Raw genomic sequence first — 24,783 nt, forward strand, 5'->3', positions numbered from 1 at the left:
TCAGCGTTCGGTGGTGAGGGAGAGGGAGGCGGCGCTGTGGGAGGCGGCTGGCGCCATCTCCCAGAAGTCGAACCGCCGGACGAGCGTGTCACCCCGGACGCCGGCGAGCCGGATCCCGGTGGCATCGTGGCGAGTGGGGTACACCCGAGCGGCGAGGGGGGTGCCGTTGGCGAAGATCTCCAGGGCGGACCGGTCGATCAGGATGCGCAGGTGAAGCGCGCCGTCTTCGATCTCGATCTCTCCGCCGAGAGGCGTGCTGTCCGTCGGGGTGAGTGAACTCCGGCTGCGGTCCAGGGCGATCGTCCGGCGGTCGACGTCGATGGTGAGGCTGGTGACCTCGGCGCCATCGGGGCTACGGAGCAGGTCGACCTGCACGATGGTCCCGGGCTCGACGGCGAGTTCCAGCTCCAGGTCGGCGGCTCCGGCGGCATCCAGCACCATGTCCTGACCGGCGGTCAGAGACTGTGCGGCGACGCTCGTGTGCGCAGCTCGGATCCCGGTGAGCTCGGGGACCGGAGCGTGGTGCAGCCTCCCGGAGGGGGTCACGCTGAGCACGCGGGCGACGCTGAGGACTCCGGACCATCCGGCCTCGCCGGTCTGCCGGTCGTCGCGGCCCTCCTGCATCCAGCCCATGATGATGCGGCGGCCGCTCTCGTCGCGGAAGCTCTGAGGTGCATAGAAGTGGCGCAGCCCGAGGTCGAGGGGGCGCACCTCCTGCGGAGTGAACACGCCGTCGGCGTAGCTGCCGGTGAAGTAGATGGGATAGTGGGTGTCGCCTTCGTCCCAGACGGACACGACGAGGATGTGGGTGCCGTCGAGCTCGAACAGGTCGACGCACTCCCACATGGTGCCGGTCCACAGCGGCTCGGCGTCGGAGGCGCTGCCGACCAGGATCGGGCCGCGATAGGTCCAGCTGCGCAGATCCGGCGATTCGTAGAGCAGCGCCGCACCACCGATGCCGCGGAATCCGCTGCCGATCAACTGGAACCACGTGTCTCCCTCCCGCCACACGCAGTGATCCCGGAAGGCGGTGACGTCGGTCCCGATAGGGGGGCCGGAGAGCACCGGATTGGCCGGGTCCTTCGTCCACGTGTCGAGGGTGCTGTCGCCGATGGCGAGGCAGGGCAGCTGGACGTCGTCGGCGTGACCGGAGTAGACGATGGTTGGCACGCCGTCGTCGTCGACCAGGACGCCGGACCAGCATCCGTCACGGTCGGGGCCGTCGGCGTCGGGGGTCAGCGCGATCGGCCGGTCCTGCCAGTTCACCAAGTCTGTGCTGGTGGCGTGCCCCCACAGGATGTTCGCGTGGCGAGGCGCATCGGGATTGAACTGATAGAAGAGGTGGTAGGTGCCGTCCCACTGGGAGAGCCCATTCGGGTCGTTCAGCCAGCCGGTCGGCGCGCCGAAGTGGAAGCGCGGTCGGGCGGGGTCGTTATCGTATGCGAGGCGGCGGGGCACGAGGGCGCTGTCGGTCACGTGGTTGCTCCTGATGTGGTCTGGGTGGCCGGAAGGTCGCTGGTGGCAACCCAGTGGTCGGCGCTGATTCGGGTGCGGTCGAGGTCGGGGCTGGTCTTCACGGCCTTCACCCACGCCGTGGGCGTGCGGTTGGCGATGAGCTCAGCGATGGTCGCGCGCGTCTGCGCGCGCTCGTCCTTCTCGTACCGGGTGGTGCGTTCGGGGTCAGGGGCCGCGGAGACCAGAAGCTGGGTGTACGGGTGGATGGGGTTGTCCATCACGACGCCGCTCGCGCCTCCTTCGACGAAGGATCCGCGCAGCATGACGATCGTGGTGTCGGCGATGAAGCGGGCCGATGCGAGGTCGTGGGTGATGTAGAGGATGGAGATGCCGCGCTCGTCGCGGAGCTTCTTCATCAGCTGCAGCACCCCCATCCGCACGGAGACATCGAGCATCGAGGTGGGCTCGTCGGCGAGGATCACCTGCGGTTCCGCGGCCAGGGCACGGGCGAGCGAGACGCGCTGTCGCTGGCCGCCGGAGAGTTCGTGCGGGTAGCGGTCGAGGAACGCGGGATCCAGTTCGACGGACGTCATCAGGTCGGCCAGTAAGGCGTCCATGTCCTTGCGCGGCTTCCGTCCGGAGTGGATCAGGACGGCCCTCTCGAGGAAGTGGCGGATGCGATGGGAGGGATTGAGGGAGCCGAAAGGGTCCTGGAACACCATCTGGACGGCGCCACGGTAGCGGCGGGACGCGCGTTTGGGCTCGGACTGCAGGATGTCGGTCCCGTCGAGCAGGATCGAGCCGGCGCTCGGGGATTCCAGCCGTGCCAGCATTCGGGCGACTGTGCTCTTGCCGCTGCCCGATTCGCCGACGAGGGCGAGGATCTCTCCCGTGTGGAGGTCGAAGTTGACGTCGTTCACGGCGACGTTCTCGCTGCGCGAGAACAGGCCGCCCTGGTGGAAGCTCTTGGAGAGCCCACGCACGGAGATCACGACATCGCGATCGTCTCCGCTCTCTGGCCGCCGCGCCGGATTGCGCTCGGCGGTGCCGCGGCTGACGGGAGGGAAGGCGGCGATGAGTTGCTGCGTGTACGGGTGCTGCGGGTCGCGGTACACCGTCCGCGATGGGCCGATCTCCAACAGTCGGCCTGTGCGCATCACGCCCAGGTTCTTGGTTACTTCGACCATGAGGGAAAGGTCATGCGTGATGAACAGGATGGCGAATCCGAGCTTCTCCTGGAGATCCTGGATCTCCTGGATGATCTCCTGCTGGACCACGACATCGAGCGCGGTCGTTGGCTCGTCCATGATCAGCAGCGCTGGGTTGAGCGCCAGCGCGGTGGCGATGACGGCGCGCTGTCTCATGCCGCCGGAGAGCTGGTGCGGGAATGCGTTGATCCGGCTCTGGTCGATCCCGACCAGCGTCAGCAGCTCGCGGGCTTTGGCTTTGGCCTGGCTGCGGGAGAGGTCGGTGTGGGTGGTGAACACGTCGACGATCTGGTCGCCGATGGTCATGACCGGGTTGAGAGCATTCATGGCGCTCTGGAACACCATCGACACACTCTTCCAGCGGAAGTTGCGCAGGTTCTCACCGGTCAGCGTGGACACGTCGGTGCCCTCGAACAGGATGCGGCCGGAGGTGACCCTGCCTCCGGCGAGCAGCCCGAGGATGGCATTGGCGATGGTGGACTTGCCGCTGCCGGACTCGCCTGCGAGGCCGAAGGTCTCACCGCGTCCGATGGTGAACGAGACGTCGTCGACAGCGAGGAATTGGCCGTCGTCGGTGTCGTAGGCGATGGAGAGGTTCTGGACGTCGAGGATGACGCCGTCGTGTTGGGTGGTCATGCCTTCTTCGCCTTCTTGTGTCGCGCGAGGCGGGGGTTGGTGATCTGGTCGACGGCGTAGTTCATCATCGCCAGCGCGAACGCCACGAGGGCGATGCATGTACCGGCCGGGACGAAGGTCCACCAGGCGCCGGTGATGAGAGCGCCTTCGTTGTTCGCCCAGTAGAGGTCGGTGCCCCAGCTGACGGAGGCGAGGTCGCCGAGCCCGAGGAACTCGAGGCCAGCCTGGGCGCCGATGCCGAAGATGACGCAGGCGAGGAAGGTGCTCATCACAACGGAGGCCATGTTGGGGAGGATCTCTCGGAACATGACGTAGCCGGGTCGTTCGCCGGTGACGATGGCGGCGTCGATGAAGTCCTTACCGCGGAGGGACAAGGCCTGGGACCGGATGACGCGGGCGGAGCCTGCCCAGCCGGTGACGACCAGGACCAGGACGATCGTCCCGGGGCCGGGTGGGAGGAACGCGGCGAGGATGATCAGGAGAGGCAGGCCGGGGATCAGCAGGAAGATGTTGGTGACCACCGAGAGGACGTCGTCGACGGCCTTGCCGAAGTAGGCAGAAGCGAGACCGACGATCAGGCCGACCAGGGTCGCCACGAGTCCGACTGCGAATCCGATCGCCAGGGAGCTGCGAGATCCCCACAAGGTCAGTGCCAGGACGTCTTCGCCTTTGGCCGTGGTCCCGAGCAGGTACTGGGGTGACGGCGGGTTGGACCCGCTCGCGACAGGGTTGGTCGGATCGCCGGGGAAGAGCACCGGTGCGAGCAGGGCGAGGAGGACGAAGATCAGGATGACGACGGCGCCGAAGATCGCCTTTTTGTCCCGCAGGAGCCGGTGCACCAGGCTGCCGCGACGACGCTGGGCCGCCGGGGCGTCCCGGCTGGTCTCGGACTCCGAAATCTCCTCGTCGATGAGGGGTTGGAGCTGGTCAGGGATGGTCATGATCTCACCTCACTCGCACGCGCGGGTCGAGCCGGACGTACACGATGTCGACTAGGAAGTTGGCCACGAGGACGGCGGCCGTGATGCTGAGGAAGATGCCTTGCATGAGCGGGTAGTCCAGCGCCTGGACGGCGGTGAGCAACTGGTAGCCGATGCCGGGGTAGGCGAAGACGACCTCGGTGAGAAGGGCGCCGCCGACGACGAAGCCGATCGACATGCCGAAGGAGGTGACCGAGGGGAGCATCGCGTTGCGGGCCGCGTACCGGAACATGATCCGGCCTTCCTTGAGGCCCTTGGCACGGGCCATGGTGATGTAGTCCTCGGCGGCGGTCGCGATCATGGTGTTGCGCATGCCGAGCATCCACCCGCCGATGGTGACGATGACGATGGTCGCCGCCGGCAGCACGAGGTGGTAGAGGACGTCTCCGATGAAGTCCCACGAGAAGCTGGGGGTGGTGCCGAGGGTGAACGCCTGCCCGATCGGGAACCAGCCGAGGGCCGCGCCGAAGATGTAGAGCGCCGCCATGGCGACGAAGAAGTACGGGAACGAGCCGACGAAGACCAGGATCGGCGGCAGCAGCGAGTCGAGGGCGCCACCGCGTCGCCACGCGGCGAACACGCCGAGCAGGTTGCCGAGGACCACCGCGATGATCAGCGCTGTGCCGCCCAGGAGGATGGTCCAGCCGATCTGCGATCCGATGACAGTGCTCACCGGGGTGGGAAACTTGGAGATCGAGATGCCCATGTTGCCGGTGAAGACGTCGCCGATGTAGCGGAAGTACTGCTGCCAGACCGGTGTGTTGTCGAGGCCGAACAGGTGCCGGTAGCCGGCGACCTGGGAGTCGTCGAGGGTGCCATTCATGGAGGAGAGCATCCGGCCGACCGGGTCGCCCGGCATCAGTCGGGGCAACAGGAAGTTCAGCGTCAGAGACGCCCAGAAAGCGATCAGGTAGTAGCCCAATCGGCGGAGCACGAAGATCATCGCGGCCTCCTCAGTTCTCTCGAGGCGATGGGGGTGCGGTCGGTGGCGAGCGGCGTCTGATACCAATAGGCGACGGCCGCGACGTCATCGGAGCGCTCGACGATGTCCGGGCCGACCTGGCCGATCTGCTGGACGGTCACACGGAGGTTCTCGCTGAACAGGATCGGGTCCTGCACGTGCCACCGGTACATCCCGTGCACGGGCGCCATCGCGGTGGAGTAGACCGCCTGCTGCGAGGTGTCGTTGGTCGAATAGGTGGGGTAGCCGCAGTACGGAGCCGAGAATGTCAGGACCTCGGGCTCCGTCTCGGAGGAGAGCCGGTCCTGGAACGCCCAGGCGCCGCCGAAGTAGTCCTCGGTGCCGGTGCCACAGATGGTCGGGTACTCAGCGTCTCCGTCGATGAAGAACTTCACCTCACCCTCGCCGTACCAGTACCGCTCGAGGGCGACGATGTTCAGATAGGTGCCGAGGAAGGCGCCGCGGCCGTGGACGGTGTCGAGGATGGTGAAGTCCTCACCGATCGTGGTGGGGTTCTCGCGGCGCCAGGTGGCGTGGAAGCGCAGGTCGGCGACCGTTTCGGGGTCCGGGCTGCTGAGGTAGTCGATCTGGTAGAACAGGCCGCCCACATCCACCGGGTGCTGGTTCTCGATCGTGATCCTGGCGCCATCGCGGAAGGGCATGGTGAAGTACGCGTTCATGCCGCCGGTCGGTGCGACGACGACCAGGTCGGACGTGACCAGGGCACGCTCGCCGTTGCCGTTGCAGAAGAAGTCGCCGAGCGGGACTTCGACGGAGGGGGTCTCCGATCCGTCCCAGTACATCCGCAGCACGAGGTCCCGGAGGACGAATCCGACGGCCTCTGTGTGGGTGGCGACGGTCATCCAGATGTGGCGGATGGTGCCTGCTCCGTCGATGTTCGCGAGCTCGGTGGTCTCCCCGGCGGGAAGGGTGATGCACGGACGTCCTTTACGACCGGGACCAAGCGGGGAGGATGTCTGCCCACCGGCGCCACGTGCGCCGGTGGGGTTCTCGGCGGTGATCGACGCGGACTGCTCGCCACGCTTGATCCGCTCCTGGATGTCATTGACCCAGTCGTTGTTCATCGCTGGACCTCCTCGTCCTGCTGAATGACGGTCAGCTCCGCGTCGGAGACGGCCACTTCGCCTTCGGTGGCGAAGACACCGAACTCGGTTCCGGTGCGGTCGTAGCCGCGGAGCGTGATCGCCTGCTCGTCGTTGATGTAGATGACGTAGAGCTCGCCCTGCGTCTCGATGCGCAGCTGCACTTTCGAGCCGCCGGTGTATGGGCGGACGTCGTATGGGCGGTCGGCGCCGAAACGGTCGAGGCGGTCGACCAGGACTCGGGAGAGCGTCGGTTCGAAAGTGACGGAGTAGCCGTGGTCTCGTTCCGGTGTAGTGCGCAACTCGATGCCGAAGGCCTTCGTCTCGGGCTCGGCGGTGAGGGTGATGTCGATCATCCCGGCGTGAGGCAGCCAGGCGATCGTGCTGGTCGCGAACCCGTTCGCCGAACCGACCTGCTTCGCAGGCAGCGGGGTCCGTGACTGCGCCCGGCTCTCGAGCACGGCGCGGCTGATCTCTGGCTGCTTCACGAGGAGCCGTCCGTCGTCCTGCTGGACGAGTTCGTGGACGACGAGGTTGCCGCCCCAGAGCCACCCGGCTCCGTCTTGACCGGCGGTGTTATTGGTCGCCCACCCGACGAGGTAGCGGTTGGCTCCGTCGGAGATCGTCTTGGCCGCGTAGAGCCCGAGTCCATCGAGCTCGTCGTCTGCGGGGCTGATCCACGGGCCGTCGAGTGTGCGGCTCATGCGGTAGCGGGTGACGGTGCGGTCGGTGAGTGTGGAGTAGACGAGATACCACCAGTCGCCCATGCGGAACAGGTCGGGGCACTCGTGCATGGAGTAGATGCCCGGAGCCCAGAACGGCTCAGGGCTGATGGTCCATTCGTCGGTGGACTCGGATTCTGCGAGCACAGTGGCGCCGCGGCGCAGGACAGGCCCGGTGAGGGTCTGACCGGCGACCAGCATTTGGTAGCGCTGCCGTTCGGTGTTGAAGAACACGAACGGGTCGCGCCATTCGTCAGCGTTGTAGTGGCCCTCATCGGACACCAACGCGAACTCCGTGTCCTTGGTCCAGGTGATCAGGTCGGTGCTGCGGGCGCGAAGAACCGTCTGGTGCCGTCCAGCGCTCGTGCCGTCCCACTTTCGGAACCCGGTGTAGTAGGCGTGAAATTCGTCGCCGACGCGGATGACGCTGCCCGTGGCGGCGGAGAAGTCGGGGTCACTGACGCCGCCCTTCGGGATGGCGACCCCGTGGTCGACGAAGTCGACGAAGTCGGTGGTGGAGATGTGGCACCAGTCCGTTTCTACCCGGTCGTGGGTGTCGTCGGCGAGGCGCTTGAGGAAGAAGACGTGGTACACGCCGTCCCAGTAGAAGGGGATGGTGTCTCCGAGTCGGGCGCCGACGGGCTTGTAGAAGCGGGTCATCGTTGTCTCTCTGTTTCGATATGGGCGAAGAGGGGAGGGTGCCGCGGCCGGGGGGGCGACCGCGGCACCCCGGGTGTTCAGCCGCGCGGCTTCACGGTGGTCAGCACGAGAACGGTGCTCGACTCACCCGGGGAGAGCGTCGCGTACGGGTTCTTCTCGCTGGGCCAGCCGGTGAAGTTCTTGCTGTTGTAGATCCCCCAGTCGGGGCCCGGGAACAGCGGAACGGTCGGGGCCAGCTGGTTGTAGAGGGCCTGCAGCTTGTTCATGATCGAGTGCTGCTCGCTCTCCGAGGTGGCGGCCGCGAACTGGTTGAGCAGCTCGTCGGCTTCCTTGCTGCAGTAGCGCTGGAAGTTCTGCGAGGTCTGCTCGCCGACCGGCTTGACCGTCTGGCAGGACATGGCGCTGCGGTAGTACTCGAACGGCGTCACGCCCGCCTGGCTCCAGGCGATATTGCCGGTGAACGTTCCGCCGAACAGTGCGGTGTTGATCTGCGACCAGTCCTTGACGTTCAGCTTGGCGTCCACGCCGATCTGCTTCAGGTTGCGGGAGATGACCTGGGCAACCGAGATCCAGTCGGTCGAGGCCGAACCGACGCCGATGGTGAAGCTGATCGGCTTGCCGGCCTTGTCGGTGCGGATACCATCCGAGCCCTTGGGGTAGCCGGAGTCGTCGAGCAGCGTGTTGGCGGCCTCGACGTCCTTCTTGGTCCAGGTGCAGTTGTCGGCGATGCTTGCATCGCGCCAGGACTTGTATGCGTCGCTGAGGCCGGTACAGTCGGCGGGGTGGGCGTAACCGCTCATACCGGTCTTGACGACCTCGTTGCGGTCGATGGCCATACTGATCGCCTTGCGCACGTTGGCATCGTCGAACGGGGCCACGGTGGTGTTCAGGGTGAGGGCGATGGTTGAGCCGACCGGCGGGAACCAGTAGCCACGGTACTTGGGGTCCTTGTCCACGTAGGTCTTCTGGACGTCCTGGATGTAGCCAAGACCCCAGTCGAGCTGGCCGTTGATGCCGGCGATGTTCGCCGCGTCGTTGCCCGAGTATGCGATCAGCCGGATGCCGGAGTACTTCGCCTTGTCCTTCTGCCAGTAGTGCGGGTTGCGCAGCAGGTCGAACGACTGTGCTGAGAAGTTCGTCACCTGGGTGAATGGGCCGGAGCCGACCGGGTCCGGGTTCTGCCAGGTCGACGGGTTCTTCTGCGATTCCCAGACGTGCTTGGGAACGATCACCTGCTGCCCGAGCTCGTAGAGCCCCGGCGTGTACTTCCGGTTCAGAGTGAAGACGACCGTCGCGGGGTCCTTGGCCTGAACATTCGACACGTAGTCGAACGTGGTCGGGCCGAGCACCTTGCGCGCCAGCCCGAAGGTGTAGACGACATCCTCCGCGGTGAGCTTCTGGCCGTCCGACCAGGTCGCGTCCGGCTGGAGGTGGAAGGTCAGACTGAGCCCGTCGGAACTCCAGTCGTACGACTTCGCCAGCCACGGCACGACGTTGCCCTTGGCCAGGTTGGTGACGATCATCGACTCGTAGACGGCGTGTGTGGTCATGCCGAGCGCGGTGGGCGAAAACGGGTTGAAGTTGCGGACGAACGACGCGTTGCCGATCGCCGCGATCCGGAGGGTCTGCGAGGACCCCTTGTTCGCCGTGGACGAGCACGCGGCGAGTGCGCCGGAGACTCCTACGGCGAGGGCCACGCCGAGAACTAACGCGCGCCAGAAGCGGCGCGTGCGAGTGGGTTTCATTGCTTGCCTTTCGTCTTTGAAGGGGGGATGTGTTGCGGTGTTAGATGGACTCTCGGATCACGGTCGGGCAGTTGACCACGACGGTTTCGCGAGGGCCTTCCTCGCCGCGCTCCATCTGCATGAGGAGCTCGGCGCCGATCCGGCCCATCTCCCGGAACGGGAGGGAGATGGTGGTCAGCGCGGGGCGAAGGAAGCTAGAGATGAGTTCTTGGTTGTCGAAGCCGACGACCCCGATGTCTTCGGGGATGCGCAGCCCGGCCTCGCGAATGGCGTCGTAGGCGCCCATCGCGAGGCGGTCGTTCGCACAGAAGATCCCGTCGGGGATGAGCGGCTGCTGCAGTAGGTGCTTAGCAGCCCGGTAGCCGTCGGTCGCGTCGGCGCCGCCGGTGACGATCAGTGCGGGGTCGACGGCGAGGCCGGCGTCTTTCAGTGCTCGTTCGAAGCCGACGCGTCGGCCCTCCGCTGCCGTGAGGCCCTCGGGAAGATTGATCATGGCGATCCTCTTCCGGCCACTGTCGGCAAGCAGAGAGCCGGCTTCGTATCCGCCGGCGACCTCGTCGGGGAGGACGGAGGGATAGTGCCCGTCGATGTCCGAGCAGTGCACCAGCGCCATGGGGACGCCGCTCAGCACACTGGGGACCTTGATCGTGCGGTTCCACGTCGTCGCGAAGAGGACTCCGCCCACGCGGTGCTCGAGCATCATCTCGACGGAACGCCGGTCGGGATGATCCGGCGTGTTCGTCCCGGCGATGATCAGGGACTTGCCGTGCCGCCAGAAGGTCTCTTGGGCACCGGCGATCAAGTCACCGGCGAACGGGGTGGTGACGATGTCCGTGACCAGTCCGTAGAGACCGGTCGTCTGCGAGGCCAGGGCGCGGGCGCCGGCGTTCGGTCGGTAGCCGAGCTCCGCCGCCTTTTCGACGACGCGGCGGCGAGTCTCCTCGGACACCTGGTTCTCGTTGTTCAACGCAAACGAGACAGCGGATCGCGAAACACCCAACGCTCGAGCGAGGTCGCTCATGGTCACGGGGCGCGTCATCGCGGTGGTCCTTTCCGGAAACTAACCCGCGTTAGCTGCGGGCGTGATGGGACACTAACACGCGTTAGTGAGTTTGGTCAACACCCACCGACCGCCGCGTCGAAGTCCTCCTCCACCAGCGCGCCATTCACCGCGCCGCCCGCGAGGGCTCCGGCGCCGACGGCCATCGGGACGGTGGCCATCGGGTTGGTGACGTTGCCTGCTGCCCAGATGCGGGAGTGGCTGGTTTTGCCCGCCTGGTCGACGGTGAGGAAGGAGCCGAGGTCGGCGGGGAAGTCCGTGCGTGCCAGGGCGAGGCCGGTCAGGAAGGTGTCGTGCGGGCGGGGTGCTCCGGCGGTGAAGAGGGCGTCGAGGGGGGTCAGCGTTCCGTCTGCGGTGCGGACTCCGGTGACCTGGGGGCCGTCGCCGAGCACCTCCGTGACCGGGGAGGTGACGACGGTCACGCCTCTCGCGCGCAGGCGGCCCTCGTCGGCCGGGGCGAGTTCGCCTGCGGCGGCGGAGAAGAAGGTGACGTGGTCGCTCCACTGGCGCACCAGCTTGGCCTGGTGCAGGGCCATCGGCGACGTCGCCAGCACGCCGAAGCGGCGATCCCGGACCTCCCAGCCGTGGCAGTACGGACAGTGCAGCACTGTCGTGCCCCAGCGTTCCGCCAGGCCCGGGATGGCGGGCAGCTCGTCGGTGATGCCCGTCGCCACCACGAGGGCGCGCGTCGGCAGTTCGCGGCCGTCGGTGAGCGTCACCGTGACCGTGGGGCCGCCGTCAGTCACGCTGGCGACCGTGGCATCCAGGAGTTCGACGCCGTATGCGGCGGCCTCCGCGCGGCCCGTGCGTACGAACTCCGAGGGCGGCGTCCCGTCGTTGCCGAGGACGCCGTGCATGTGATCGGCGAAACGGTTGCGCGGGAGGCCGGCGTCGATGACGAGCACACGGCGGCGCGCCCTGCCCAGCATGAGTGCGGCGGAGAGGCCGGCCGCGCTGCCGCCGATGATGATCGCATCCCGAACGGTGGGGGTGTCTGCAGTGTTCATCTCGACAGTCCAGACCACAGATGTGAGAATAGCAATGATGTTTGCGGAAACAGCAAGATGGGAGACAGTGGATGCGCGACGAGCTGGCGCAGGTGGGCGCGCGGCTGAGAATCGTGCGGCGCTCGCGCGGCTGGACGCTGGATGAGCTCGCGTCCCGCGCCGGCATGTCGGCGAGCACGCTGTCCCGGCTGGAGTCCGGCAAGCGGCAGGCGAGCCTCGAGCTGCTGCTGCCGCTGACCAGGCAGCTCGGCATCCGGGTCGACGACCTGATCAGTGTCGACGCGGGGGATCCGCGCATCCATCGTCCGGTGATCCGCCGCGACGGGCTCGTGATCGCTCCGCTCGCGCCGGAGAGCTCGCCCGTGCACACGTACAAGATCACGTATCCACCGGTTGCCGTGCTTCCCGAGCTGCGGGTGCACGACGGGTACGAGTGGATCTACGTGCTCGCCGGCCGACTGCGTCTGCGGCTCGGGGATCAGGACCTCACCCTCACGCGCGGCGAGGCCGCCGAGTTCGACACGCGCACACCGCACGCCATCTCCGCAGCGGGCGGCAAGCCGGCGCAGGTGATCAGCATCTTCAACGACGACGGGGTCAGGATGCACACCCACGCCCCCGAGCCGCAAGGCCCCTGAGCAGCGGCGCGCATCCACCCCGCCACGCTGCGATAGCGTCGTCCCATGCCCGCCGCCCTCGCGATCATCCGCGCCGACTTCGCCTCACCGTCCCTGCTCGCGTTCCTGCAGGCGCACCTCGACGACCTCGAGCCGACCGCGCCGCCGGAGAGCAGGCACGCGCTCGACCTCGCCGGGCTACAGTTGCCGCGAGTGCGGATGTGGACGGCGGTCGACGGCGACGACGTGGTGGGGACGGTCGCGCTCGCCACGCTCGACGAGCCGGGGCACGAAGAACTGAAATCCATGCGCACCGACCCGGAGCGGCGGGGGCAGGGGATCGCCGCCGCACTGCTCGCCCACGCGCTCGACGACGCGCGGGCACGGGATGTGCGGAGAGTGTCGCTGGAGACCGGATCGATGGACTTCTTCGTGCCGGCGCGGCGGCTGTACGCCAAGGCGGGGTTCGTGGAGTGCGGGCCGTACGGGTCGTACACGGACGACCCGAACAGCGCCTTCATGACCCTGGACATCGACGCCCGACGAGAGGACCGAGCATGATCACCGTTCACCTGCGCTACGAAATCGACGCCGACAAACTCGAGGACTTCACCGAGTACGGCAGGCGGTGGATCCGGCTGGTCGAGAAGCTGGGCGGACAGCACCACGGCTACTTCATGCCGAGCGAAGGGGACAGCGACGAGGCGTTCGCGCTGTTCACGTTCCCCTCGCTGGCCGAGTACGAGAAGTACCGCACAGCCGCAGCGTCGGACCCCGAGTGCATCGCAGCCTTCCAGTACGCGCGCGACACCGGATGCATCCGCCGTTACGAGCGCCGCTTCACGACGCCGGTCTTCGAGTAGCGAGGCGCGGGGTCACCCGAGCCGCGCATCCAGCCAGTCGAACATGCGCTGGTCGACCAGCGAGCGGGCGAGCGGCTCGCAGTGGAAGTTGGCGCCCTCGTCCGCGGTGAACGGGACGACGGTGGAGACGCCGGGCGTCAGCTCGGCGAGGCGGCGGGACTGGCCGGGCCAGAACTGCTCGTCCTCCGGTTCGGTGATCAGCAGCGGCGTGGTGATGGAGGACGCGACGTTGTCCAGGCGGTAGTTGAGGACCGCCTTGACCGTCTCGAAATAGCTGTCCTTCATGTACGGCCTGGCCCGGAACTCCCAGGTGCGGGCGAGATCCGGGGAGAACTTCATCGCGAGCTCCATGTCGCGGTCGAACTTCTCGCTCTCGCCGTCGGCCAGGAGCTTCAGCATGCTCTTGGGGAGGTGGCCGGTCCACGAGGTCGACACATCCACGACGCCGGGGTCGACGACGGCGGCCGCGATGCGGTGCTCGAACGCGAGCGCCCTGGGCACCCAGTAACCGCCCTGGCTGATGCCGCAGATCGCCAGCTTGTCTCGGTCGACGTCGTCGCGGCCGAGGAGGTAGTCGACCACCGGGGTGACCACCGCCTCCCAGTCGTGACGGAACGGCATCCCGCGCTCGAACAGCATCGACTGCTGCCCCGGACCGTCGAACATCAGCACGTTGTACCCGCGCTGCAACGCTCCAGCGCCTCCGCTCGCCCACATGGAACTGATCGCGCCGTCGCTGCCGTTGTTCATGATGAGCGTCCGGCCCGACCCTGCCGTGCCCCACGGCCGGAAGAAGTAGCCAGGAAGCGACGTGCCCTCATACGGGATGTTCACCCGGTGGATCGAGACGGGAGTCGTGTCGACGAAACGGTCCCAGGCCGCACGGTGCTCGCGGAACGTCGGCAGCAGCGCATCCGACGACGGCAGGGAGGCGACCGCGTTCAGCGCCGCACCCAGATACGTGGATGCGCGGAGGTACGACCGCGAGGCACTGATGTCGTTCCCGGCAGCCGCCTGGTCGTCCCCGGCGGCGCGCAGCCGCGAGCCCAGCGCCAGCCACGCGGCGAGCCAGGCCTCATGGTCCCGCTCCCCGACGGACTCCACCGCGGCGAGCACCTCACCGGTGTCCGCTGCCCCGGAGAACGCGTGACCGAGCACGACGCGGAGGTCGTAGTCGAAGTCGTGGTTGTGGAAAAACCCGTCGGTGAACGGGCCGTGCGGGTGGTGCAGAGGTGAGCCGAGAGCCATGTCCGGCCTCCTTCGACGAAGCGGCTGACATTTCGGAGCCTAATCCTGCCGTGCGCTCTGCGCCAGGAGGTCCCTTCCCGGCCGCAGACGCCGACCCCTATGCTGTGCGCATGAGCACCAAGAGCAGGCAGGGACCCCACAAGGAAGAGACGCTCGACATCAGTGCCGGTGTCGGTCGGGGCGCGTGGGGCGCCTTCGCCGGGCTGATCGTCGCCGTGCTGATCGCATACCCGCTGTCCGCGTGCATCGCGTTCGCCACGCATCCCGCGACGCAGAAGCTGTTCGGCGGACGCCTCGAATCGGCGTCGCAGTTCGGCTTTCAGGCGTTCTGGTGGATCCTCGCCCTCGGCTGCCTCGCCCTGCCGTTCCTTGTCGGGTTCGGCATCGCCAAGCTGTCGAAGCGCACCCTGGGCGTGATCGGCGGGATCGTGGGCGTGTTCCTCATCCTGGTGATCGTGTTCGGCCAGGTGTTCGCGTTCTGAGGTCGGCCGGGAGCCGGACGGTGACGATTGCGCCGCCGTCCTTCCCGTCGTTCGCCACCGCGACGGTGCCGCCGTGCCTGGCAACGACGTCGGCGACGAGGGCGAGACCCAGGCCGTAGTGCCTGCCGGCCTGGTCGGCGGCGCGCGTCGACGCGAACCGCTCGAACACGCGGCGGTCGGCGCCGTCAGCGAATCCGGGGCCGTCGTCGCTGACGGTGAGCACCACGTCCCCTCCTGCGCGCCCGACGTCGACGACCACTCGGGATGCGGCGTGATCGACGGCGTTGTCGACCAGCGCCACCACCATCCGCCTCAGCGACACCGGGGTCCCGGAGACCTCGGCGGGCTCCCCCGCGTCGCCGACCTCGATCACCACGCCGCGTTCTGCGGCCCGCGCCTCCGCCGCCCGCGCCACCGCCGCCGCGACGGCCGCGAGGTCCACCCGTTCCGCCTCCGCCGCCTGCCGGGGGTCCGCCGCGATCAGCAGGTCTTCGACGATCTCGGTGAGAGCTTTACTGTCGTCGACGATCTCGTCGATGCCGGACCTGACCTCCTGGTCGACGGCGGGGGACGCATCCCGTGCCCGCCGGCGCACCAGCTGGGCGCGCGTGCTGAGCAGGGTGAGCGGGGTGCGCAGTTCGTGGCTCGCGTCGGCGACGAACCGGCGTTGCAGGGCGAGGGCGTCGGCGAGCGGCCGCATGGCGCGGCGCGCGAAGAAGACGGCGAGGAACGCGCCGGCCACCACGGCGACGACGCCCGAGATGACGAGCGCCCCGAGGAGCCGGCCCAGCTCCTCCGCCTGTTCGCCCAGCCCGTACGACACCTGCACCACCTTCCCGCGGCGGATGTCGGTGACGGTGAGGTAGCTCTGCCCTCCGGCCTCGACGGTGGAGGTCTCTGCCGGGCGGCCCGCCTGCACGCGCGCGAGCGCCGCTTCGTCCGGCAGCCCGTCCGGCAGGCCGGGCGAACTCTCCCTGCCCTGCGGCGAGATGACCGTGACGAGGAGGTTGCGCGGTGCGTCGTGCACCGAGTCGACTTGGGAGGCGTCGGCCAGCGTGCGCTTGGCTGCCTCGGTCTGCCCCGCCGACACGACCAGCAGGACAACGGCACCGAGCACCACGAACAGCACCAGGATGGTCGCCGTGAACTGGAGCGCGAGCCTGGTCGCCGCCGAGCGGGCCTCCGTGCGTTCGGGCGAGGTCACGACACTGCACCCGTCACGACAGCGAGCCCATCCGGTAGCCGAGGCCGCGCACCGTCTCGATGAGGTCGCGGCCGAACTTCTTGCGCAGGTGGTGCACGTAGGTGTCGACCACTCCCGGGTCGTCCGCATCGGCGAACACGGTGTCCAGCAGCACGGCGCGCGAGAACACTTGGGTCGGCCGCCGCGCCAGCTGTTCGAGCAGCGCGGACTCGCGTTCAGAGAGCACGACGCGGTCGCCCCGGGAGGTGACGACCGTGCGGTTGCCGACCTCGAGCATCCCGCCCGGGAACCGCACAGCGGGGGTGGTGGATGCGCCCCTCCGCCTGAGCACCCGCAGCCGCGCGAGCAGTTCGTCGATGTCGAACGGCTTGGCCAGGTAGTCCTCCGCTCCGCCGTCCAGCCCCTCGACCCGGTGCGCGGCGTTGCCGAGGGCGGAGAGGATGAGCACGGGGACGGTGACGCCGTTGTCGCGCAGGCGGCCGAGCACATCCAGTCCGTCCAGGATGGGCAGCCCGCGGTCGAGGATGAGGACGTCGACCTCCTCGGTGAGGCCGAGGTGGAGGGCGCGCTGGCCGTCCGTGGCGACGACGACCTCGTAGCCCTCCGAGGTGAGGAGTTCGGTCAGCATCCCGGCGAGGCGCGCGTCGTCCTCGGCTACCAGCACCCGGGGCATCCCGCTCACTGTCGCAGTATAGGTCGCGGGCCCGGTCATGCCGACGGCCGCGCGAAGTCGATGGTGCCGGAGACGAGGAGCTGCCCGCTGTCGGTGAGTGCGAGCACGCCGGTGGCGCCGTGCCCGATCGCCCAGTCGACGCCGGGGCGGCCGAGGGCGAAGACCGCGGTGGCGAGGATGTCGGCGGTGGTGAGGTCGTCCGCGACGACGGTGGCGCTGAGCAGTCCCGCGGCGGGCGCGCCCGTGCGGCCGTCGACGATGTGGGCTCCGCGCTCGTACGCACCGGACGTGGCGACGGCGGCGTTCTCCGCAGCGAGCACGGCCAGGATCGCGTCGGGATCGCTGGGCTCGCGCACGCCGACGTTCCAGGCCGGCGCAGCATCCGGAGCGTCGCCGACCACCACGTCGCCGCCCGCGTTCAGACAGAAGCGGCGCATCCCGTGGTCGCGCAACGCCTCGGCCGCGCGCTCCGCCGCCCACCCCTTGACGACGCCGTCGAGGTCGAGCGTCCCATCCGGCTTCCGGATGCGGAACGCACCGCCCGACGCCCGCGCGGCCTCCTCGCCCAGCGCGATCACGGCGGCCAGCTCGTCGCTGAACGCGGACGATGGATGCTCGCCACGGTTGGCCGCGCTCACCTCGGAGTCCGGACGGTAGACGCTGAACCGCTCGTCCGCCTCCCTCAGCACCGCGAAGGCCGCGGTGGCAGCGTCCGCCGCCGCGTTGTCCTCCGCATCCCGGATGTCGATGGACATCGGGATGCCCATCACCGTCTCGACGTATCTCACCGCTGGTCGATCGCCGACTGCAGGGACCGCATGTAGCCCTCGGAGGTGTACGTGGCGCCGGAGACGGTGTCGATCGACGCCGACTGCGAGGCCAGCGCCTCCTGGGTGAGGATCGGCACCGCCTGCTCGTTGATGGAGACGCTGCGGCCATCCTGATCGGGGGTCTGCAGGGCGGTGATCGCGGTGATCGTCGTGCCGGAGAAGGTGACCTGCAACTGGATGAGGCCGTAGCGGGTGTCGACGGTGCTGCCGGTGACGACCGTGCTGGCGGAGGCGGGCGCGGTCGCGGGGGTGGAGGTCGCGGACGGGGTCGGGGTGGTGGAGGTGCCGGTGCTGCCGGTGCCGGTAGTTCCCGACGAGCCCGTGCCCGTGCTCGCTCCCGCGCTCGTCCGCCCCGCCACCGCCGCCGTCGTCGCGGTCTGCGTCTCCCCCAGCCCGTACAGCTTGAGGCCGATCGTCCCGCCCATCACCACCACGATGATCGTGAACAGGATGGTTCCTCGCCACTTCTTCTGGCTCATGACATGCTCAGTTCTTCTCGGTGGATGAAGCGCCCGGGCATCCCGAGCTCTCGGAGGGTCTGCTCTGCGCGGTCGGCCATCCCCTGCGGTCCGCAGATGAACGCCTCCCAGTCGCGCAGCGCAGGGATGAACCGCTGCATCGGCTCGACGTCGAGCGGGTCGTACCCGAGTTCGCTGCGGCGGCCGGGCACCGGCACGACCGTGACGCCCGGCATGGCCTGCAGCTCGGCGGCCAGCGCCAGGTGCGCCGTCGAGTGCGCCCGGTAGAGCACCACCGGCTGCGCCCCGCGGGCCACGAGTTCTTCGGCGAGCGCCCTGATCGGCCCGATGCCCACTCCTCCGGCGATCAGCAGGATGCGCGGCCTGGTCGCCCTGTCCGCGGTGAAGTGCCCGAACGGGCCTTCGGCGAACACCAGCGTGCCTTTCTTCAGCCCGGACAGGCGCGTCGAGTGGTCGCCGAGCGCGCCGACGGTGATCCGCAGGTACCCGTCCGTGGGCAGGCGCGACACCGAGTACGGGTGCGCCGTGAGGAGGTGGCCCCAGGCGAGGAAGCGGAAGTTCAGGAAGGTGCCTCCGCGCGCGCCGAGTTCGTGCATCCGGTTGCCGGTGAGCCAGACGCTCGACATGCCCTCGGCCTCCTGGACCACGGCGGCGACGCGCATCCTGTGCCGCCACGCATCCATTGTCGGCAGGACGAAACGCCAGGTGAGCACGGCGGCGGCGGCCCCCAGGTACAGCGCGATCCACAGGATGCGCGCGAACGGCTGCCCGACGAAGTGCGTGCCTCCGCTCAGCTGGTGCAGGAAGGTGAGGAAGATCGCGACATAGGTGGTCAGGTGCAGCCAGTACCAGACCTCGTACGACAGCTTCGCGCGCACCAGCCGGGCGCTGCTCAGTCCAACGGCGAGGAACGCGATGGTGCCGACGAGGGCGGTGAGCATGTCCGGGTAGTCCTGCAGCATCGCGACGAACGCATCCCACGGCATCGTCTTCGACAGGATCTCCGCGCCCAGCACTATGAACACGACATGCGTGATCACGAGCAGGACGACGGATGCGCCGAGCGACCGGTGCCAGGAGACCAGCCGGTCGAGCCCGACCGCCCGCTCGAACCACGGCACTCGCGCGATCAGGAGCACCTGGGCGCAGACCAGGTATGCGCCGAGCAGCCCGCTCAGCTCGCCGACGGTGGTGGCGAGGCTGGCGGGCGTTGCGGGCGCGATGGGCGCAGTGCCCGCCGGGACGCCGACCCACCACAGCCAGAGCACGCCGACGAGGCCCGCCGCCAGCACGACGCGCACGGTCACCGAACCGTGGCGCCTGGCCGGACGGCTCGTCTCCGCAGCGGCCGCCGGGGGCGGTGTCGCGATCGCGGTCATGGTCTGATCTCCATGCTTCCAACGATCGCGGCTGATTCTTGCCGGATTCTTAGTTCTCCTGGGGAGGGGCTGCGGGGTTGCTATGGGTTAGCCCAGTGACGCGCATCCGGCTGCGGCCGCTGCTGATGCCGACCACCACGATGATGGCGACGAACAGCGTCAGACTCACCTGGCCGGTGCCGAGGCCCAGCCCGTGGCGCGCGTGCGACACCGCCAGCCAGTCCGAGATGGATGCGCCGAACGGCCTGGTCAGCACATACGACGCCCAGAACGCGGCCGTGGCGCCGAGCCCCCACCAGCGGTACGCGGCGCCCGGCAGTGCGAACAGCACCAGGAAGACGACCCCGGATGCGAGGTAGCCGAGCCCGAAGGTGACGGCGGTGAGGTCGCCGACCGCGGTGCCGAGCGCGAACGTCGTGAGCACGGCGCACCAGTAGAAGAACTCCCGCGGCCGCGTATTGATGCTGTGCACTGAGAGGGTCCGCTGGGTCGCGTACCAGAGCGCGAACACCACGGCGAGGACCACCAGGAACACCGTCGCCGACACCAGGTACGGCACCCCGAACTGCACGTGGATGACGTCGGCGACCATCGTCCCGAACACCGCCACCATCAGCACCGCGAACCAGTACACCCACGAGATGTACCTGCGCACCGCGAACTGCAGCACCAGGGCGACGGCCAGCACGACGGCGGCCCCGGCGACCGCCACGGGAGGGTCGATCCGGTGCACGAGGAAATCGGAGGTCGTCTCGCCCATCGCGGTGGTCAGCACTTTGGCCACCCAGAACAGGGCGGTCACCTCGGGGACTTTGTTGCGCAGCACCAGGACACTCTGGCGCTGCGGTTCCCAGAAATCGCTAAGAGGCGGGGATCACACGCGTCGCGGCGCCACTCCCGATCAATGGATGCTCTGCACCTGCACGTGCGGCGTGCCCCGCGTCACCGCCCACACGGTTCCCGCGCCGGCCGCGCGCAGCGGACCGGACCCGACAGACAGCACCGTGTGCTCGTCGATGGCGACGCCGCCGTCGACGAGTTGCGCATCCACTGCCGCGATCAGCCGCGAGAGGTTGCCCCACTGCACCGCGTGCACGTCGACGGTCACGTCCACGAGCCCGAGTCCGGGGACGACGGTGACCTCGTCCAGCTCCTCGGAGCCGTCCTCCGGGGAGACCTCGACGCCGCCGATGCGCCAGCCTCCGATGAGGGCGCGATCGGGCGCGATCATCGCGCCGGCGGAGAAGCCGAGGTACGGCATCCCGTCGACGACGGCCGCCTGGATGGTCTGGGCCGAGGGGAGCAGGGCGTCGAGGTAGGCAGGGGTGAGGCCTCCGCCGACCACCAGCGCGTCGATGCCCTCCAGCGCGCTCGGGTCGACCAGCTGGCCCTCCGCGAAGGCGCCGATCACCGGCTCGATGCTGACGCCACCGGCCGCTTCCGACGCCGCGGCGGTGGTCAGCGCCTCCGCGAGCCGGGCGGCGTGGTCGGCCTCGCCGCCCTCGCGGACCGTGATCACGGCGATCCTGGCCGTCGCATCCGGTTCGCGCCTCGCGGCACGCTGCGCCGCCTCGATCACGAAGCCTGTGTACACGTCGATGTCGTAGCGCGGGTCATTGCCGCCGCCGACCAAGTGGATGCCCATCCCATCACGCTACCGTCGATCGCCCTTCACGCCGTGGGAGCGCGACCGGACGATGGACATGTAGATTCGCTGCATGATCGAAGCCGTGCGGGGGAACAAGGGCATCACTGCGCTGCTGGTGGTGGGCGCGCTGGCGACCATCGGCGGCCTGATCGTGACCTGGATGGCGAGACCGGTGGACACGATCGTGGTGATCTCGAAGGGCCCGATCCCGACGCTCCCCGTGAACACGTACACCCAGTACACCGACGCCGGGACCTCGATGCCGGTCATCCCCGTTGCCGACTACTCCGGCATGTGGATCGGCATCGTGATCGGCGTCATCGGGGTCGCACTGCTGCTGACCGGAGTCGTCCTCGCCGTGAGGAGGGCGCGGAGCGCTCATGGAGCGTGAACGGCAGCGCGTGCTGCTGGTCGAGGACGACCAGCGCCTCGGCCCGCTGATCGAACAAGTGCTCGCGGAGACCTATGAGGTGACGCTGATCGCCGACGGCGACGCCGGGCTGCGCGCCGGGCTCGACGGGACGTTCGACGCCATCGTGGTGGACCGCCGGCTGCCCGGCACGGACGGGGTGACCATCGTGGAGACGCTGCGGGCGCGCCGCGTCGTCACGCCCATCCTGATGCTGACGGCGCTCGGGGGTCTCGCCGACCGCGTCGGCGGGCTGGATGCGGGGGCGAACGACTACCTCGTGAAGCCGTTCGAGTTCGACGAACTGCTCGCGCGGCTGCGCGCCATCACGCGCACGTTCACGGGCGAGGGGCCGGTGATCGCGGTGGGCGATTGGCAGTTCTACCCGGAGAGCCGCTGCATCTACTCGCCGTACGACGGGCGCATCCAGTTGACCGCGCGGGAGACCGCCCTGCTGCGCCTGTTGGCGGAGAACCCGCTGCGCACGTTCAGCCGTCGCCAGATCCTGAGCGAGGTGTTCGAGAACGACGAGCAGCCCGGGACTGTGGACACCTACGTGCACTACGTGCGGCGCAAGACCGACAAAGACCTCATCAGCACGGTGCGTGGCGAGGGATACCGGCTGGGGGCGCTGTGAGGCGCGGAGCGCGCGGCGCGTCCGGAGTGCGCGGCGGTCGGGCCGGGGTCGAGGCGACGGACGTCGACGCGACGGCCGTGCGGCGCGCATCCCGTGTGGTCGGGGTGCAGCTGACCATCGCATCCGGGGCCCTCGTGGTCGCGGCGATCGGGGTGGCGTTCTTCTTCGTGCTCGATCAGCTGCGGCCCGCCGAGCTGGCGGAGAAACCGCGGCCCGGTGAGCACAAGATCTACATCGACACCACGGAGGCGATGATCGCTTTCGTCGTGGTCGGCGTGCTCGCTGTCGCGGTGGCCGGGGCGGCCAGCCTGATCATCACCCGCCGGGCCGTGCGCCCGCTCGGGCGTGCACTGCAGATGCAGCGGACGTTCGTGCAGGATGCGAGCCACGAACTGCGCACTCCGCTCGCCGTGCTCGACGCACGGTTGCAGATCCTGCAGCGCACGCTGCCGCCCGACGACCCGTCGTCGCCGGTCGTCGCCGAGCTGCGCACCGATGCGCGCGCCCTCATCGACATCGTCGACGACCTGCTGCTCGCCGCGGAGCCTGTCCAGGATGCGCACGGAGACCCCACACCGGTGCTCGCGGCCGTCGACCGCGCGGCCGACGCGATGCGGGTGCTCGCCGAGCCGCGCGGCATCGACGTGCGACTGGATGCTCCTGCCGGGCACGACGCGCTCGTCGCGATGCCCGCCGCGAGCCTGCAACGCTGCGTGACGGCGCTGGTCGACAACGCGCTGGCTCACTCGCCGGACGGGTCGACGATCACCGTCGCCGTGCGGGTGCAAGTGCGGACGGTGACGTTGACGGTGGCCGACCAGGGAACGGGCATCCGGGGCATCGACCCCCGGCGGATCTTCGACCGGTTCGCTCGGGCGCCGCAGGCGTCGGCGGGCGCGGCGGGCGCGGGCGCGGGCGCGTCGGAGACCAGCCCCACCCCCGTCCGTCCCAGCTTCGGCATCGGCCTCGCCCTCGTGCGCGACATCGCGGCGCGGTCCGGCGGCAGCGTCGATGTCGCCGCCACCAGCGACGCGGGCACGGTGCTCAGATTGACACTGCCGACGCTGCAACCCTGAACACCCTGCCGATCCGCTCAGGTTCGTAGCGCATTCCTCCGTCTTGGAGGATTCTGGGACTCAACAGGATGAGCTGAGGGGAAGAGTTCGCCTGTGAGGGTTCGCCTGTGAGAGGGGAGGTCGCCCCGTGTCACTCGTCGCGACGCGCCAAGCGCCTGTCCGAGCGCGGCCGCTCACCGGCTCACTGTGGTTCGTCGCCACCGTCGCCGGGCTCCTGTCGACGCTGCTCGCCGCTGCGGGGTCGTGGATCCCGTCGCTGTGGGGAGACGAGGCGGCGAGCCTCCTCTCGGCGGAGCGTTCCCTGCCGTCGCTTGCCACGATGCTCGGTCATGTGGACGCCGTGCACGGCGCTTACTATCTGGGCCTGCACTGGTGGATCAGCGTGTTCGGAACGTCGCCGTTCGCCCTCCGCTTCCCGAGCGCCGTCGCGGTCGGGCTGACGACCGCCGCGGTCGTGGTGCTCGTCTGGCGCCTCGACGGCCGCCGACTGGCCGTGCTGGCCGGTGCGGTGTGCATGATCCTCCCGCGCGTGACCTACATGGGAGAGGAAGCACGGTCGTACGCGTTCAGCGCGGCCGTCGTCACCTGGCTGACCGTGCTGCTGGTGGAGATCCTGCACCGCAGAGAGGTCGGGACGGGCTGGTGGGTCGGCTACGCGGCGCTCCTCGCGGTCGGCACGTACGTTTTCCTCTACGTGGCGCTCTTCGTCGCGGTGCACGCGGTGATCCTCGCCGCCCTCCGCGTCCGACGCGCGACCCTGATCGGCTGGGCGGCGGCTGTCGCCTGCGCGATGCTCGCCGCCGTTCCCCTCGGCGTCGTCGGCCTGCTGGAACGCAACCAGATCTCCTACCTGGCGACCACCGACCAGTCCTCGTTCGAGACGATGTTCCGCTCGCTCTGGTTCGGGTCGTGGTGGGTGGCCGCTGTTGCGTGGGCCCTCATGCTCGCGGCGGTGTGCATCCCGTGGCTGCTGCGCGTGCGGTCCGGCGTCCGCAACACGTGGATGCTCACCCGCAGCACCCCGACGCCGCTCGCCCTGGCCGTGGCCTGGCTGGTCGTGCCGACCGTCATCCTCGTCTCCGCGCAGGCGGTGATCCCCGGATTCACGGCCAGGTACGTCTCGTTCTGCGCGCCGGCGGCGGCGATCCTGATCGCTTGCGGGGTGCGCTCGCTGTTCCGTCTGCGGGCGTGGGCCGGGATCACGGCGGGGGCGCTGCTGCTCGCCCTGATCGTGCCGGTCTATGTCGGCCAGCGGACGGCCTACGCGAAGAACGACAGCGACTGGGCCGAGCTGAGCGCGGTGGTCGGCGCCCACGCGCATCCGGGAGACGGTGTGGTCTTCGACGAATCGGTCCGCCCCTCCCGCCGCCCCCGGCTCGCGATGCACACGTACCCGGCCGGGTTCGCCGGGCTAGTCGACGTGACCCTCCAGACCCCGTACCAGCAGAACGACACCTGGCACGACGCCGCGTACTCGGTCGACCAGGCGGATGCGCGCGACCACCTGGAGGGCGTCGAACGCATCTGGCTGATCGAATACGTCGACGCCGAGACCCCGAAGCAGCCGGACAGCTGGGGGCTGCTGCCGCTGGAGCGCGAAGGGTTCGTGCAGACCGGACTGCGGGTGGCGACGCACCGGGAGCTGGTGATCGAGCTCACGCGGTGAGGGGTGGGGGCGGCGCACCGGTAGATTGCAGTGCA

General features: G+C 68.9%; 25 protein-coding genes. 8 read left to right on the forward strand and 17 right to left on the reverse strand.

What is annotated here, in order from left to right:
• The 9 genes from ACN6M5_RS12200 to ACN6M5_RS12240 all read right to left on the reverse strand — a co-directional run bounded on the left by ACN6M5_RS12200 (position 1) and on the right by ACN6M5_RS12240 (position 11,537).
• Complete coding sequence (locus ACN6M5_RS12200) at positions 1-1,476, reverse strand: glycoside hydrolase family 32 protein (protein WP_434950165.1); 1,476 nt, start codon at positions 1,474-1,476, stop codon at positions 1-3.
• Positions 1,473-3,299: a dipeptide ABC transporter ATP-binding protein gene (locus tag ACN6M5_RS12205; protein WP_434950167.1), complete on the reverse strand. Its 1,827-nt coding sequence runs from the start codon at positions 3,297-3,299 to the stop codon at positions 1,473-1,475. Before ACN6M5_RS12205 ends, ACN6M5_RS12200 begins: the two co-directional genes overlap by 4 nt.
• On the reverse strand, positions 3,296-4,240 hold the full coding sequence (locus tag ACN6M5_RS12210) for an ABC transporter permease (RefSeq protein ID WP_085368265.1): 945 nt from the start codon (positions 4,238-4,240) through the stop codon (positions 3,296-3,298). Before ACN6M5_RS12210 ends, ACN6M5_RS12205 begins: the two co-directional genes overlap by 4 nt.
• Positions 4,241-4,244: 4 nt before the next feature.
• Entirely contained in the window at positions 4,245-5,222 is a 978-nt protein-coding gene (locus ACN6M5_RS12215; protein WP_434950170.1) for an ABC transporter permease, read from the reverse strand.
• Positions 5,219-6,325, reverse strand: coding sequence for a glycoside hydrolase family 172 protein (locus ACN6M5_RS12220; protein ID WP_434950172.1), 1,107 nt, complete (start codon positions 6,323-6,325; stop codon positions 5,219-5,221). Before ACN6M5_RS12220 ends, ACN6M5_RS12215 begins: the two co-directional genes overlap by 4 nt.
• Positions 6,322-7,725, reverse strand: a complete 1,404-nt coding sequence (locus ACN6M5_RS12225; protein WP_434950175.1) for a GH32 C-terminal domain-containing protein — start codon at positions 7,723-7,725, stop codon at positions 6,322-6,324. Before ACN6M5_RS12225 ends, ACN6M5_RS12220 begins: the two co-directional genes overlap by 4 nt.
• Positions 7,726-7,802: 77 nt before the next feature.
• Entirely contained in the window at positions 7,803-9,470 is a 1,668-nt protein-coding gene (locus ACN6M5_RS12230; protein ID WP_434950177.1) for an ABC transporter substrate-binding protein, read from the reverse strand.
• A 40-nt stretch (positions 9,471-9,510) separates the two neighbouring features.
• Positions 9,511-10,509: a LacI family DNA-binding transcriptional regulator gene (locus ACN6M5_RS12235; protein WP_434950179.1), complete on the reverse strand. Its 999-nt coding sequence runs from the start codon at positions 10,507-10,509 to the stop codon at positions 9,511-9,513.
• Positions 10,510-10,586: 77 nt separating this feature from the next.
• Entirely contained in the window at positions 10,587-11,537 is a 951-nt protein-coding gene (locus ACN6M5_RS12240; RefSeq protein WP_434950181.1) for an NAD(P)/FAD-dependent oxidoreductase, read from the reverse strand.
• Between the two features lie 71 nt (positions 11,538-11,608).
• Between ACN6M5_RS12240 and ACN6M5_RS12245 the strand changes: the two genes are divergently transcribed.
• The 3 genes from ACN6M5_RS12245 to ACN6M5_RS12255 are packed head-to-tail and all read left to right on the forward strand — an operon-like array spanning position 11,609 to position 13,017.
• The gene (locus ACN6M5_RS12245; RefSeq protein WP_434950183.1) at positions 11,609-12,175 is read left to right on the forward strand and encodes a helix-turn-helix domain-containing protein; all 567 of its coding nucleotides are present in this window, start codon (positions 11,609-11,611) and stop codon (positions 12,173-12,175) included.
• A gap of 45 nt (positions 12,176-12,220) precedes the next feature.
• Positions 12,221-12,715 carry a GNAT family N-acetyltransferase gene (locus ACN6M5_RS12250; RefSeq protein ID WP_434950185.1) on the forward strand — a complete coding sequence of 165 codons (495 nt, stop codon included), beginning with the start codon at positions 12,221-12,223 and terminating at the stop codon, positions 12,713-12,715.
• Complete coding sequence (locus tag ACN6M5_RS12255) at positions 12,712-13,017, forward strand: NIPSNAP family protein (RefSeq protein ID WP_434950187.1); 306 nt, start codon at positions 12,712-12,714, stop codon at positions 13,015-13,017. Before ACN6M5_RS12250 ends, ACN6M5_RS12255 begins: the two co-directional genes overlap by 4 nt.
• A gap of 12 nt (positions 13,018-13,029) precedes the next feature.
• Here the strand turns inward: ACN6M5_RS12255 and ACN6M5_RS12260 are convergent, their stop codons facing one another.
• Complete coding sequence (locus ACN6M5_RS12260) at positions 13,030-14,265, reverse strand: alpha/beta hydrolase family protein (RefSeq protein ID WP_434950189.1); 1,236 nt, start codon at positions 14,263-14,265, stop codon at positions 13,030-13,032.
• A gap of 110 nt (positions 14,266-14,375) precedes the next feature.
• Here ACN6M5_RS12260 and ACN6M5_RS12265 point away from each other — a divergent pair, with 110 nt between their 5' ends.
• Complete coding sequence (locus tag ACN6M5_RS12265; protein WP_085368402.1) at positions 14,376-14,747, forward strand: hypothetical protein; 372 nt, start codon at positions 14,376-14,378, stop codon at positions 14,745-14,747.
• Here the strand turns inward: ACN6M5_RS12265 and ACN6M5_RS12270 are convergent.
• The 7 genes from ACN6M5_RS12270 to ACN6M5_RS12300 form a co-directional block, all read right to left on the reverse strand.
• Entirely contained in the window at positions 14,707-15,951 is a 1,245-nt protein-coding gene (locus ACN6M5_RS12270; protein ID WP_434950192.1) for a sensor histidine kinase, read from the reverse strand. The two genes, ACN6M5_RS12265 and ACN6M5_RS12270, sit on opposite strands and share 41 nt — an antisense overlap.
• Positions 15,952-15,964: 13 nt before the next feature.
• Positions 15,965-16,624: a response regulator transcription factor gene (locus ACN6M5_RS12275; RefSeq protein WP_434952385.1), complete on the reverse strand. Its 660-nt coding sequence runs from the start codon at positions 16,622-16,624 to the stop codon at positions 15,965-15,967.
• A gap of 35 nt (positions 16,625-16,659) precedes the next feature.
• A complete protein-coding gene (locus ACN6M5_RS12280; RefSeq protein ID WP_434950194.1) occupies positions 16,660-17,412 on the reverse strand; it encodes an FAD:protein FMN transferase in 753 nt (250 codons plus the stop codon).
• Positions 17,409-17,933: an FMN-binding protein gene (locus ACN6M5_RS12285; RefSeq protein ID WP_434950196.1), complete on the reverse strand. Its 525-nt coding sequence runs from the start codon at positions 17,931-17,933 to the stop codon at positions 17,409-17,411. The genes ACN6M5_RS12280 and ACN6M5_RS12285 overlap by 4 nt, the downstream gene beginning before the upstream one ends.
• Complete coding sequence (locus tag ACN6M5_RS12290) at positions 17,930-19,312, reverse strand: ferredoxin reductase family protein (RefSeq protein ID WP_434950198.1); 1,383 nt, start codon at positions 19,310-19,312, stop codon at positions 17,930-17,932. Before ACN6M5_RS12290 ends, ACN6M5_RS12285 begins: the two co-directional genes overlap by 4 nt.
• A 49-nt stretch (positions 19,313-19,361) precedes the next feature.
• Entirely contained in the window at positions 19,362-20,138 is a 777-nt protein-coding gene (locus ACN6M5_RS12295) for a COG4705 family protein (RefSeq protein WP_434950200.1), read from the reverse strand.
• Between the two features lie 75 nt (positions 20,139-20,213).
• The gene (locus tag ACN6M5_RS12300; RefSeq protein ID WP_434950202.1) at positions 20,214-20,957 is read right to left on the reverse strand and encodes a Type 1 glutamine amidotransferase-like domain-containing protein; all 744 of its coding nucleotides are present in this window, start codon (positions 20,955-20,957) and stop codon (positions 20,214-20,216) included.
• A 73-nt stretch (positions 20,958-21,030) separates the two neighbouring features.
• Between ACN6M5_RS12300 and ACN6M5_RS12305 the strand changes: the two genes are divergently transcribed.
• The 4 genes from ACN6M5_RS12305 to ACN6M5_RS12320 all read left to right on the forward strand — a co-directional run bounded on the left by ACN6M5_RS12305 (position 21,031) and on the right by ACN6M5_RS12320 (position 24,748).
• Positions 21,031-21,351 carry a hypothetical protein gene (locus ACN6M5_RS12305; protein ID WP_434950204.1) on the forward strand — a complete coding sequence of 107 codons (321 nt, stop codon included), beginning with the start codon at positions 21,031-21,033 and terminating at the stop codon, positions 21,349-21,351.
• Positions 21,341-22,006 (forward strand): response regulator transcription factor, encoded by a 666-nt coding sequence (locus ACN6M5_RS12310; protein WP_085368281.1) that lies wholly within the window; start codon positions 21,341-21,343, stop codon positions 22,004-22,006. Before ACN6M5_RS12305 ends, ACN6M5_RS12310 begins: the two co-directional genes overlap by 11 nt.
• Entirely contained in the window at positions 22,003-23,082 is a 1,080-nt protein-coding gene (locus ACN6M5_RS12315) for a sensor histidine kinase (protein ID WP_434950207.1), read from the forward strand. The genes ACN6M5_RS12310 and ACN6M5_RS12315 overlap by 4 nt, the downstream gene beginning before the upstream one ends.
• 127 nt (positions 23,083-23,209) lie before the next feature.
• On the forward strand, positions 23,210-24,748 hold the full coding sequence (locus tag ACN6M5_RS12320; RefSeq protein WP_434950209.1) for a glycosyltransferase family 39 protein: 1,539 nt from the start codon (positions 23,210-23,212) through the stop codon (positions 24,746-24,748).
• Positions 24,749-24,783: the final 35 nt, after the last annotated feature.

The organism is Leifsonia araucanica, assembly GCF_051161895.1.
Classification (GTDB): Bacteria; Actinomycetota; Actinomycetes; order Actinomycetales; family Microbacteriaceae; genus Leifsonia.

What these genes read in the sequence shown, in the direction of transcription:
- ACN6M5_RS12260 (WP_434950189.1), bottom strand. Translation starts at nt 14,265, where the DNA reads ATGGCTCTCGGCTCACCTCTGCACCACCCGCACGGCCCGTTCACCGAC.
- ACN6M5_RS12210 (WP_085368265.1), bottom strand. Translation starts at nt 4,240, where the DNA reads ATGACCATCCCTGACCAGCTCCAACCCCTCATCGACGAGGAGATTTCG.
- ACN6M5_RS12275 (WP_434952385.1), bottom strand. Translation starts at nt 16,624, where the DNA reads ATGCCCCGGGTGCTGGTAGCCGAGGACGACGCGCGCCTCGCCGGGATG.
- ACN6M5_RS12255 (WP_434950187.1), top strand. Translation starts at nt 12,712, where the DNA reads ATGATCACCGTTCACCTGCGCTACGAAATCGACGCCGACAAACTCGAG.
- ACN6M5_RS12205 (WP_434950167.1), bottom strand. Translation starts at nt 3,299, where the DNA reads ATGACCACCCAACACGACGGCGTCATCCTCGACGTCCAGAACCTCTCC.
- ACN6M5_RS12305 (WP_434950204.1), top strand. Translation starts at nt 21,031, where the DNA reads ATGATCGAAGCCGTGCGGGGGAACAAGGGCATCACTGCGCTGCTGGTG.
- ACN6M5_RS12240 (WP_434950181.1), bottom strand. Translation starts at nt 11,537, where the DNA reads ATGAACACTGCAGACACCCCCACCGTTCGGGATGCGATCATCATCGGC.
- ACN6M5_RS12250 (WP_434950185.1), top strand. Translation starts at nt 12,221, where the DNA reads ATGCCCGCCGCCCTCGCGATCATCCGCGCCGACTTCGCCTCACCGTCC.
- ACN6M5_RS12300 (WP_434950202.1), bottom strand. Translation starts at nt 20,957, where the DNA reads ATGGGCATCCACTTGGTCGGCGGCGGCAATGACCCGCGCTACGACATC.
- ACN6M5_RS12290 (WP_434950198.1), bottom strand. Translation starts at nt 19,312, where the DNA reads ATGACCGCGATCGCGACACCGCCCCCGGCGGCCGCTGCGGAGACGAGC.
- ACN6M5_RS12235 (WP_434950179.1), bottom strand. Translation starts at nt 10,509, where the DNA reads ATGACGCGCCCCGTGACCATGAGCGACCTCGCTCGAGCGTTGGGTGTT.
- ACN6M5_RS12285 (WP_434950196.1), bottom strand. Translation starts at nt 17,933, where the DNA reads ATGAGCCAGAAGAAGTGGCGAGGAACCATCCTGTTCACGATCATCGTG.
- ACN6M5_RS12265 (WP_085368402.1), top strand. Translation starts at nt 14,376, where the DNA reads ATGAGCACCAAGAGCAGGCAGGGACCCCACAAGGAAGAGACGCTCGAC.
- ACN6M5_RS12225 (WP_434950175.1), bottom strand. Translation starts at nt 7,725, where the DNA reads ATGACCCGCTTCTACAAGCCCGTCGGCGCCCGACTCGGAGACACCATC.
- ACN6M5_RS12310 (WP_085368281.1), top strand. Translation starts at nt 21,341, where the DNA reads ATGGAGCGTGAACGGCAGCGCGTGCTGCTGGTCGAGGACGACCAGCGC.
- ACN6M5_RS12215 (WP_434950170.1), bottom strand. Translation starts at nt 5,222, where the DNA reads ATGATCTTCGTGCTCCGCCGATTGGGCTACTACCTGATCGCTTTCTGG.
- ACN6M5_RS12230 (WP_434950177.1), bottom strand. Translation starts at nt 9,470, where the DNA reads ATGAAACCCACTCGCACGCGCCGCTTCTGGCGCGCGTTAGTTCTCGGC.
- ACN6M5_RS12220 (WP_434950172.1), bottom strand. Translation starts at nt 6,325, where the DNA reads ATGAACAACGACTGGGTCAATGACATCCAGGAGCGGATCAAGCGTGGC.
- ACN6M5_RS12245 (WP_434950183.1), top strand. Translation starts at nt 11,609, where the DNA reads ATGCGCGACGAGCTGGCGCAGGTGGGCGCGCGGCTGAGAATCGTGCGG.